The organism is Lysinibacillus sp. K60, from assembly GCF_019731275.1.
Taxonomy (GTDB): Bacteria; Bacillota; Bacilli; order Bacillales_A; family Planococcaceae; genus Lysinibacillus; species Lysinibacillus capsici.
Genome location: NZ_JAASJR010000017.1, coordinates 58444 through 68350 on the forward strand (window position 1 = coordinate 58444; position 9907 = coordinate 68350).

The 9907-nt window shown below is 33.5% G+C and carries 9 protein-coding genes; 6 read left to right on the forward strand and 3 right to left on the reverse strand.

The genetic code is table 11. The annotated features are described in order from the left end of the window. Positions 1–13: 13 nt before the first annotated feature. The gene (locus tag HCH28_RS23400; RefSeq protein ID WP_221683332.1) at positions 14–1240 is read right to left on the reverse strand and encodes a benzoate/H(+) symporter BenE family transporter; all 1227 of its coding nucleotides are present in this window, start codon (positions 1238–1240) and stop codon (positions 14–16) included. A 1194-nt stretch (positions 1241–2434) separates the two neighbouring features. Here HCH28_RS23400 and HCH28_RS23405 point away from each other — a divergent pair. The 5 genes from HCH28_RS23405 (at position 2435) to HCH28_RS23425 (ending at position 6013) form a co-directional block, all read left to right on the forward strand. Then, positions 2435–3394 (forward strand): DUF2268 domain-containing putative Zn-dependent protease, encoded by a 960-nt coding sequence (locus HCH28_RS23405; RefSeq protein ID WP_221683333.1) that lies wholly within the window; start codon positions 2435–2437, stop codon positions 3392–3394. Between the two features lie 290 nt (positions 3395–3684). Continuing rightward, entirely contained in the window at positions 3685–3966 is a 282-nt protein-coding gene (locus HCH28_RS23410) for a hypothetical protein (protein WP_221683334.1), read from the forward strand. 138 nt (positions 3967–4104) lie between these two features. Beyond that, entirely contained in the window at positions 4105–4563 is a 459-nt protein-coding gene (locus tag HCH28_RS23415; protein WP_221683335.1) for an NUDIX hydrolase, read from the forward strand. A 258-nt stretch (positions 4564–4821) separates the two neighbouring features. Continuing rightward, a complete protein-coding gene (locus tag HCH28_RS23420; RefSeq protein WP_221683336.1) occupies positions 4822–5313 on the forward strand; it encodes an HIT family protein in 492 nt (163 codons plus the stop codon). Positions 5314–5605: 292 nt separating this feature from the next. Then, the gene (locus HCH28_RS23425) at positions 5606–6013 is read left to right on the forward strand and encodes a hypothetical protein (RefSeq protein ID WP_221683337.1); all 408 of its coding nucleotides are present in this window, start codon (positions 5606–5608) and stop codon (positions 6011–6013) included. A 683-nt stretch (positions 6014–6696) separates the two neighbouring features. Here the strand turns inward: HCH28_RS23425 and HCH28_RS23430 are convergent. After that, positions 6697–8298 carry a DUF4179 domain-containing protein gene (locus HCH28_RS23430; RefSeq protein ID WP_255601752.1) on the reverse strand — a complete coding sequence of 534 codons (1602 nt, stop codon included), beginning with the start codon at positions 8296–8298 and terminating at the stop codon, positions 6697–6699. Position 8299: 1 nt separating this feature from the next. Beyond that, the gene (locus HCH28_RS23435) at positions 8300–8836 is read right to left on the reverse strand and encodes an RNA polymerase sigma factor (protein ID WP_221683339.1); all 537 of its coding nucleotides are present in this window, start codon (positions 8834–8836) and stop codon (positions 8300–8302) included. A 395-nt stretch (positions 8837–9231) separates the two neighbouring features. On the opposite strand from HCH28_RS23435, the gene HCH28_RS23440 reads away from it, so the two are divergent. After that, on the forward strand, positions 9232–9699 hold the full coding sequence (locus HCH28_RS23440) for a GNAT family N-acetyltransferase (RefSeq protein ID WP_221683340.1): 468 nt from the start codon (positions 9232–9234) through the stop codon (positions 9697–9699). The last annotated feature ends 208 nt before the right edge of the window (positions 9700–9907 follow it).

Sequence of the window (9907 nt, forward strand, 5' to 3'; positions counted from 1 at the left end):
TTTCGTAGTGATATTATCTTTGTCTAATTTGTTGTCCCTCATTTAAGCTTTGCTGTTTTCTGAGCAATGGAACATTCATTAATAAATGTGCGCCCAAACCAGCTACAAGTCCCCAAAATGCCCCGCCAACTCCAAGTAAAGTAACATTTGCGGCTGTTGCCAAAAAAGTAATGAGTGCTGTTTCACGCCCAATTGGATTTGTTAATGCATTGGCAAGACTACTACCAATTGTACCTAGCAACGCTAATCCCGCTAATGTTGCAATGAACGTAGCTGGGAGAATTAAAAACAATGCAGCCAATGTTACCCCAAAAATACCGACAATTATATAAAAAATGCCACAGACAATACCTGCAATATAACGTTTTCTTGAATCCTCGTGAGCGTCCTTCCCCGTACAGATGGCTGCTGTAATTGCTGCTACGTTAAAAGCATGTGATCCAAAGGGGGCTGTTAGGAGTGACCCCAATCCTGTTACAATCAAAATCGGATTGGCACTCGTTTTAAATCCATCATTTCGCAACACTAGCATGCCTGGCATGTACTGTCCTGTTAAGGTAATAATAAAAAGCGGCAAAGCCACACCCAATAATGCATGTAGAGAAAACGTTGGCGCAACAAATACAGGAGAGGCGAAGGCCAACTCGATATGGCTGAAATCTACCTGCCCCATACTTATTAAATAAATCAAGCCAATGACTAGAATACCGACAATCGCATAGCGAGATGTAAACCTTCTTAATACGATATACGTAGTAAACAGGACGATAACAAGTAAAGGTTCCACTTTCGCACCACCAAAGGCTGAAATACCAAATTGTAATAAAATACCTGCCAGTAAACCTGAAGCAATGCCTGGCGGAATGAGTTGGACAAAACGTTCGAACATGCCTGATAAACCTAACAAAACAAATGCTATTGCAGAAATAATATAAGCTCCAATGGCTTCAGCATATGGGGTAACAGCTAAAGCCGAAACAAGAAACGCTACGCCTGGTGTTGACCAAGCTGTAATAATGGGTTCACGGTATCGGTAACTTAGCCAGATACCCGTTACCCCCACACCAATGGAAATCGACCATATCCATGATGCAGTCATTTCTGGACTTAGACCAGCAACCTTGGCAGCCTGAAACACCAAGATAAAAGTGCCCCCATAGTTAACTAAGACAGATATAAAAGCAGCGATGGTGGGCGACAGGAAATCACGCACATTCAGTGAAACGGATGTTGAGTTCATACACTTTCCTACCTTTCTACAAATTATTTTAATCCCTTCTTCATACTAGGAATTCATCACGTATTCTCGTCCTTTAAGGACTGTTTCCTTCCTTTGTGGAATGTCGTTTTCCTATTGTCATTAGCCCTCTTTATGTAATGTGTCATTCCATAAATTTCAATTTGCTTGATCCCAAGTAACGCTTTACTTGCCGCTATCTAATAAAATGTCAATCTACCTGAACTAAACAGAAGTAGCACTCCCCCTCCTTGCTAATAAATGAACGGTCTTAGCATAACGCAATACGGATTGATAAAAAACATCCAAAACTGCGAATTTTAGCAGTCCATAAAATTAGGTACAATAAAATAACCACTATCCCTATATTGTAGTTTTATAAAAATGACTAATCGTTAAAAACAAAGATTGATCATTCATATTAAGTTTGATAAAAATCCTGTGTTGAAATGCAGGATTTTTTTGTCAACAAACGGGCCATTTAATAGAATAAAATACAATAATTATTGGACGCGAAGATTGTGAAGATTACTTAAACTAATGGTGCAGGTTAGTTGAAGTACCATCTCCTTTTTATATTGGAACTTTCATCTAAATACAAACGTTAAACTTATAAATTCTCTACTGTTATTAATAGTTTTGTGAAATAGAAAGGGGACTTTTATGAAATCCAATCTTTTGGTGTGGGTATTTTTTCTTCCTTTATTCTTATTTTTCAGTTTAATGCTATATATTGAAGTTTCAATTTATTCAGCTTTGCCTCCAGAACTAGGTGGAAGGGGTTTTTGGGTGGAATTTAAGAATGCTTGGTATCGTTCAATTTGGTTTTATGCAATAATATTGTTATTTTCCTTCTTGCTTTATTTGAAGTTTTTACATAAAGGAAAATAAAGAATTAATAAACTTTTGCTGTTGAACTAACGGGATGCTTTAGTTTAGCAAGAATTATGCTTATAATCTTCCACAATCGGGCGCGATTCTGTAACAAGAATCAGTGCTTTTTTTAATTAAAGGGCCAAATTATTGATAAACGTTTTCAATAAAAGTGGACATTATTGTTGAATTATTGAGTAAAAGATTTTGAAGCTTTTCACTTAAACTAACGGGGCAGTTTAGTTCAAGAATTAATAGACGAAAATAGACTAAAATATGGTAATATTATTTACAAATAGTCTTTTTTACATAAGGAGGTTTTTTTTGAAAAAATATCTAAACATTGTTGTTGTGTTTATTCTAATAATTTCATGTCTAACCCTTACTTCTTGTACACAAACAGAAAAAGAGCAAAAAACACTTGACAAAGAAATGATGTTCTCATTTGAGCACCCTCAAACCAAACAAAAATACAAAATCATTTATGCCAATCAACTGTTTTATCCGTATATTGAAAAGGTCAAAGATAATCCGAATCTTTCAACCTCGGAAACCTTAGAACTGTATAATAATGAGATTATTCAACCCATATATCAAGATTGTTTTGAAAATGGAGAATACCTTCATATGGCAGAAAACCTTCTTAATACGATTCCTAATGGGTTAACAGAAATAGAAGTGGTAAGTGAAAAAATGGAGACTCGTAAAGCAGAAATCAATCAACTTATACAAGAATCCCTTTTGAAATCAGCTGACCTCCTACCCTCTCAAAGTGATGTAGCAGTTTGTGTATTCCCTTCCTCTACCAATAATAGGAGGGCATTCGCAGTAGGGGCGGGCAAAATTATTATCCCACTTAATCTAAATGTTTTGGGGGATGCTTTAAAGTCAATCGTTGCCCACGAATACCATCACAGTGTTTGGGCGGAAAAGCATGCCAATGGGGACAGGTTTTCTGTTTTGGATAATATGGTTTTTGAAGGAAAAGCGGTCATGTTTGAAAAATCTGTATATCCTGACTACGACTATACTCCGATTTACTTGACTTACAACAAGGTTTTGTGGTCTAAAGTTAAACCTGATTTAAAAAATTATGACAGTAATCGTAGTTTAGAAATTTTAAATGGCGGAAAAGGGTTGCCGATATCTTACGGCTATAGTGAAGGCTACAAGATGGTTAAATCCTATCTTGACTTAAATCCTGATAAAACTCTAGAGGAATGGACTGCCTTAAGTGCAAAAGAAATTTTTGAAAAAGGAAACTATCTTGAAAACTATAAATAACAAATATATGAATGAATTGACATATATTCTAGGGGTAAATATATATTAAGAATTTGTTAAAAATAATTGAGTTGCGTATGCAGCTCTTTTTTTCTTATTGAACTAACCAGGTGCTTTAGTTCAAAAACGATCTTCAACAATCGGGCACTCTTCTGAAATTAGGAAAGCGTCTTTCTTCATGAAAAGGGCCATATTGTGGAATAACAACTTTTTATTAAAAATTACCAAACGAGGGTTTGGGAACAATTTAATTACAATTTATGTCTATATTGAAAAAGGGAGGTGTCATTATGTGGTTAATATTAGGTCTTATTGCTATAGTAGCTACTTGTATAAATCTTTTTATGTATGGGACAGGTAAAGATTATAAATTGGCAATGGCAATGGGGTTATCATTTACAGCATTGACACTCTGTGCAGAACATAGCCTTGTATCTAATTGGATAAAAGGTGAAGATTGGTCGGCTTTAAGGGAAATACCTAATATGAATAAGGCGTTTTGGTTTCTGACAATTGTTTCTATCTTACTAAATATAGCACCTATACTTTTAGAACTAAAAAATAAAAAATAATTACTCTGATTGTTGTTCATTTGGATTTACAACGGTAAGCAAAATAAAGTCCCCAACAACGCTTTTGGAACTTTTTTATTTAATAATGTCTAATTAATAAAAATTTTTGAAACTAAAATATGAAAGTAGGTGTAAACGATGAATGTTATTCCTATTAAGTCCACAGGTATCGCTGCTGTATTATTAAAAGAAATAAATAACACATATCATGTTTTACTACTAAAAAGAACATCTCTTAATTTAAATAATATTTGGTGCTATATAGGAGGCGGTATTGAAGATGGGGAAACGGCAATAGAAGCTGTTTATAGAGAAATTGCAGAAGAAACAGGTATCACAGAACTCGAATTGTATTCTTCTAATCAATTTGACCAAATTTTTTCTCCGCAAGAAAATTACATTTACATTGCACCAGTGTTTGTAGGTTTTGTTCACGAAGAGCAATCTGTCTTTTTAAACGACGAACATAGTGAATATCAATGGATTCCTTTTGAAAAAGCAAAAGAAATTGTAAGTTTACCTGGTAATGAAGAAGTTCTTCAATCTATTGAAAATAATTTTGTTAAGAAAAAACCTTTGAGTCATTTAAAAATTTAACTGCCTTAATACAGTTGGTGAGGATAAATCGCGCATACATGAAAGTTTAAAAACACACTTAAAAGCTACAAAATGAAGTTTAGTTATTCAATTAAAGGGCGCATTTCTTTAATAAAGAAATGTGTCTTTTTCAGTTTAAGGGCTATTTTGCTGAATAACTGATTGTAGAAATAATGGATATTTGAGATGATTATTATAAGTTTTAAAGGATAGTAAAAGGAACAGAGTTTTCAAAACTAAGGAGAGTGATAACGAGATATGGAATTATATTCACATAAACCAGAAGCGTACGAATGCCCATTTTGTCGAGTAGTATCAGGTAAAGAAAAACCAAATAAGGGAACTAAACAAAGAGACATTATTTATCAGAATAAATATGTAACAGCGTTTATAGCAAGCAAGTGGTGGCCTAATAACATGGGGCATGTTCTCGTTGTTCCTAACGAACACTTCGAGAATATATATGAGCTTCCAGCAGAAGTAGCTGCTGAAATTCATCGTGCTTCTCAATTGACAGCGTTTGCCATGAAAAATACATATGGTTGTGATGGAGTTTCTACTCGACAACATAATGAACCTGCTGGAAATCAAGATGTGTGGCATTATCATCTCCACGTCTATCCAAGATATGAAAACGATAACCTATACCTAACCAAAGGTTATTACTCTGAACCAGATGAACGCCCATTCTATGCAGATAAGTTGCGTTCATGGATAAGTGAAAACTATTGTAATATCAACAATAGATAAAATTTTTTATACCGAAATCGGGCGCAATTCTGAAGCAAGAATTGTGCTTTACCATGAAAAGGGCCGTTTACTTGAATGGGGATTGTTGTAATTGAACTGGATATACTAAACCCAAATATAATTTAAGGTGACGGAAGTGAATAAAAGTAAACCTTTTCTTTTGGTTTTATTTAGTATACTAATTTGTGGTTTGTATTATGGAACAGTAAATGCAAAATCGAACGATACTCCCCCTTCCTTTGAGGAAAAGATTAATGAAGGCAAACCACTCACCCCTTTAGAAAGCTAGTTAATGTCTTTTATGACTGGTTTGATGGTAACCGAACCAAAACAAGCTGTAGAATTGTGGATATCAGGAGTAATTAATCGAAGTGGTGCTGTTCAATATGCGATGTTGTCCCCTGCGCTTCGAAAGCAGTCAAGGAGTAAATTCGAGCAAACTCACTGGATAACAGGTCAGTCAAGTCCTTCGGTTAGTAACTTTCGTTTTCCTAAAGTAGAAAAGCTCAGCCAATCAAAAATGCAGTACACCGTTAAATACGATTTATGGGCATCATATGGAGACTTTGGTGGTGGAGAGAAGATTATAATCGTGGAGAAGAATTTAGAACCATTTAAAGAGTATTGGTTTATTTCATCAATAATAACGAAATATAATCAATGGGAAGCATTTACCCCAGCCGAGACAATTTTAAAATAGGGCACTGAAGATAAGAAAACCTAATTTGTAGAGTATTTCTTTCTTCCACAATCGGGCGCAATTCTTTAATTAAGAATGCGTCTTTTCCATGAAAGGGTCATATAGTTTGTAAAATACTTTTGTCCCTATAGATACATCCTCATTGATTATTCAATACCTTTTTATAACGAAAGGTGTTTTTATTTGTCTCGTTTTTAGTTAATCCTAGCTGAATATTGATTACAACAAATGCACCTATTCTGATGGTTTGTTGAACAGTCAAATTAAAGAGAAAAATTCCTCAATTAGATGCAGATGTATTGTATTTAGCGGTCGTGGAAAGCTTTTTGAGGCAAAGCTTACGATACATAAACACAAGCAGAGCAAACAAAAATCGTTCGTTTAGATGCGTTAAGCGTTGAAAAGCAATAATCTTTTCGAAAACAACAACCAAAGAAATAGTAAAGCGTATTTTGAATTAATCAAAACACGCTTTTTTTATAATCAAATGAATTATTCTTTTATTATCATGTGCCTTAAAATAGCGTTACCTTTAGATGACTTAGAGCATCTCCCTAATCTGCCATAAAACACCAAGCAGTTGTGTACTGTCGCTACGAAAAGACTTACATAAAACATTTGTCACTGCCGTTTCACTTACGTTACATAAAATATTTGCTGAAAGAAGTTATACTGCAAACGATTTACTGTAAAACAATAGTTTTAGCTCGATCCTCATTGACAGTATAAAGGAAGAAGTTTAATATAATATCTTTTTCTTTTATATTTTTAAATGTTTCTACTTGTTTGTGTGTTCTTAACACTCCGTCATTAGAACGAGTTTCAGCAAAGATTCTTTTGCCATTCTCATAAATAACATTTTGTGTGATACCTCCAAATTGCTCGTTCTTACTTTCTGATTCAACAATTAAATCATTACCTTTCGTATAGTAGGTAATATCAATTGGATACCCGTTTAATTCTGCATTTATAGTCTTTGGAACTTCAGAAATATTTCTTAGCTCTACTTTGTCTTGCTTTCCAGCTTCATAAGAAATCTTCGCATCATTTAAAGTAAGAGAAATTTCTTTATTCGTAATATCCTTTATCATCCCCATTGTTTCAAAAGAAATATAATCTTTAAAATTATTTCCCGATAATTCCTGTTCACCAATTCGTAATTTAAACTGACGATAGTTGAAATGAGCTATATTAGAATTAGAATCTATATATTTTTCTTCAAAATAAAGCTTTACCTCACTCGGTGTAATAACAAGCTCGTTAAATTGAAGCTGCTGAGAGCCTATCTCAATTGTTTCGTCTATATCCATAACAAATGTAGATTTCTTAGCAAGATCCTGATTGTATTGGAAATCCAGGCTCCACGTATCTGGTTTATAACTTACTGTATCAGTATAACTTAAAAATACCCCTAATTTTTCTACCACTTCTTTTTGAATCTCTAGTGAATCACTACTTTTAATGACATTTGGTTTTGGACGTTTATGAGTAACGCCAAAACTCGCAATGTTTTCACCTTGAATTTTATAAGATAAATATGCGTTTTCTATGTTATTGGACTCTTCCAGATCGATAAGATAATCCAATGTATATTGCCCGTTTTGATATCCATTTGAAGTGAATTCTATATGTGATATTCCATCTTGATTAATAGTAATCTTTTCAGGGAATGCGTTCGATTGAACCACATCTTTTAACTCTACACTTTTCAACTGTGTCTCCTTTACACCTCCAAGTTGAAGTGTAACATTGCTGTTGTGCGGGATTCCCTCATCTGTATGTAGAATCCCTACTAATTGATCCGTTTCCTGATTATATACTGCGTTAGCCTCCAACTTTATTTCTTTTCCGTCATTTATTTTGAGTGATGCTTGTTCGAAATCTGCTGCATCGATTGGATAATCATGATCAATATCTAAGCTAAAGTTAATAGTAGTACCATTTTGATCTGAAATTACATTATGGATATTTAATACGCCAGCTTCGTTTTCTACAGTTTTATTGACTTCCTGTCCAAAGCCATTTTCTAAAGAAGTAATAACGCCTGTTCTATTCATATTTCGCATCCAATCCAAGATTTCTGTTGTATATTTAGCAAATACAGGTGTGGCTGATAAAACAATTGTGAACATAATGGCGGTTAATATAACTTGTGTTTTATAGCTATGTTTTTTAGTTTTATAATTTTGATTTTGTTGTTTACGGATGATTTTACTCCACATTTCATTCTCATTAGGATAATCTACTTGATCGTACTTCACTTTTTCTTTTATTAAATCGTCCATATTATTCACGATGATCCCTCCATTCAAATAACAAATTTTCATCTACTTGGATAAACTCTTTCGTTAATTTTTTACCTTTAAAAAGCCTCGATTTAACCGTTCCCTCAGGGATTTTTAGAATGTCAGCGATTTCTCTATCTTTACAGTCATGCACATATTTCAATATCATTACCTTCCGTATACGAACAGGCAATTTGTTCATTAAGTCGACTAACTCACTTTTATTTTCATTGAGCTGTATTGTACGCTCAATATTTTGGGATTTGTCAACTCGTCTCAATGATAGGAATTCAAAATTTTCTTTTAATAGCAGTCTTTTCATTTTTTTTAAATAATTTCGAGACATATTCATAGAAATACTAAGTAACCAAGATTTTTGATTTTGTATAGATTGGAAATCTTCACTCAAAGCTTTTGCAAATACATCCTGACAAAGGTCCTCTGCATCGTATTTATTTTGAAGCATGTAATAGCAAGCTCTGAAGACGTCCTTATAATATGTTTGAAACAAGACCCTTTCATCGCTAATTTGTTCCATATTCCCACCTCCTTTTCCGTTTTCTACACAAGTAACAATTTAGCATTATAAATAGTTCATTTTTTCAAATGGATCATCTGCCTTCGAATTTGATGGAGAAAGCACCTTATCTATTCAAAAACACTTATTTTAATTATAAATCTTCTTTAACTAACGGCGTGCTTACTTTAACAAGCAAAAGACAAATCACCGACTTGATATTCAGCAATCGGGCGCGATTCTGTAATAAGAATCAGTGCTCGTTATCAGTAAAGAGCCAGATTGTGGAGTAATACTACACAAATAAATTAGTATGAATGTTAAAATATAGATATATTTGTAGAAAGTTCACATAAATTTACTGAACAGTTCAGTGTATCAATTTTTTTACAAGTCATTCAAAATAGGAGATTAAAATGGATATTGTCTTAAAGAAAATGTCAGAAAAAGAATTTACAATTTATTTAGAAGATAAGGTAGAGAGATATAGCAAAGTTCAATCAGAATATGTCCATGAGGTAAGTAGCGAAGATCCTCTTTCAAAAGCACGTAAACAGTTATATAATCTACTTCCTCAAGGAATAGAAACCTCTAATCATCATTTATATAATATATATGAAGATGATTCGTTAATTGGATTTGTTTGGATAAAGGTTGAAAAGGAAAAAAAAAGTGCATTTCTTTATGAGATTTTTATTTTTGAAGAATACAGAGGTAAAGGTTTCGGGACTAGAGTGATGAAAAATATTGAGGAGTGGTTAGAACAGGAAGGAATTTATTACTTCAAACTTCATGTTTTTGGAAGTAATGAAGGGGCTAGGAAACTATATGAGGAACTCGGATTTGAAATAGCGGGAATAAATATGCTCAAAACTATCAACTGACATTTAGTAATTTGTTATATGGAAGTAACGAGGGCTTAAGTTGAATCACAACCTTCTACAATCGGGCGCAATTCTTATAAAAGGATTTGTGTCTTTTTAGTTAACATCTTTAAAAGCGGTTTTGCATACTTGAAAGAAATTGTTCAGTAACTTGAGGGGACATAGGAGGAAAGCATATAGACAATAATCTGATACAAGGAATACAAAA

Coding starts and splice junctions, on each gene's coding strand:
- HCH28_RS23400 (WP_221683332.1), bottom strand. CDS start 1,240: ATGAACTCAACATCCGTTTCACTGAATGTGCGTGATTTCCTGTCGCCC.
- HCH28_RS23410 (WP_221683334.1), top strand. CDS start 3,685: ATGTGGTTAATATTAGGTCTTATTGCTATAGTAGCTACTTGTATAAAT.
- HCH28_RS23415 (WP_221683335.1), top strand. CDS start 4,105: ATGAATGTTATTCCTATTAAGTCCACAGGTATCGCTGCTGTATTATTA.
- HCH28_RS23420 (WP_221683336.1), top strand. CDS start 4,822: ATGGAATTATATTCACATAAACCAGAAGCGTACGAATGCCCATTTTGT.
- HCH28_RS23425 (WP_221683337.1), top strand. CDS start 5,606: ATGTCTTTTATGACTGGTTTGATGGTAACCGAACCAAAACAAGCTGTA.
- HCH28_RS23430 (WP_255601752.1), bottom strand. CDS start 8,298: ATGGACGATTTAATAAAAGAAAAAGTGAAGTACGATCAAGTAGATTAT.
- HCH28_RS23435 (WP_221683339.1), bottom strand. CDS start 8,836: ATGGAACAAATTAGCGATGAAAGGGTCTTGTTTCAAACATATTATAAG.
- HCH28_RS23440 (WP_221683340.1), top strand. CDS start 9,232: ATGGATATTGTCTTAAAGAAAATGTCAGAAAAAGAATTTACAATTTAT.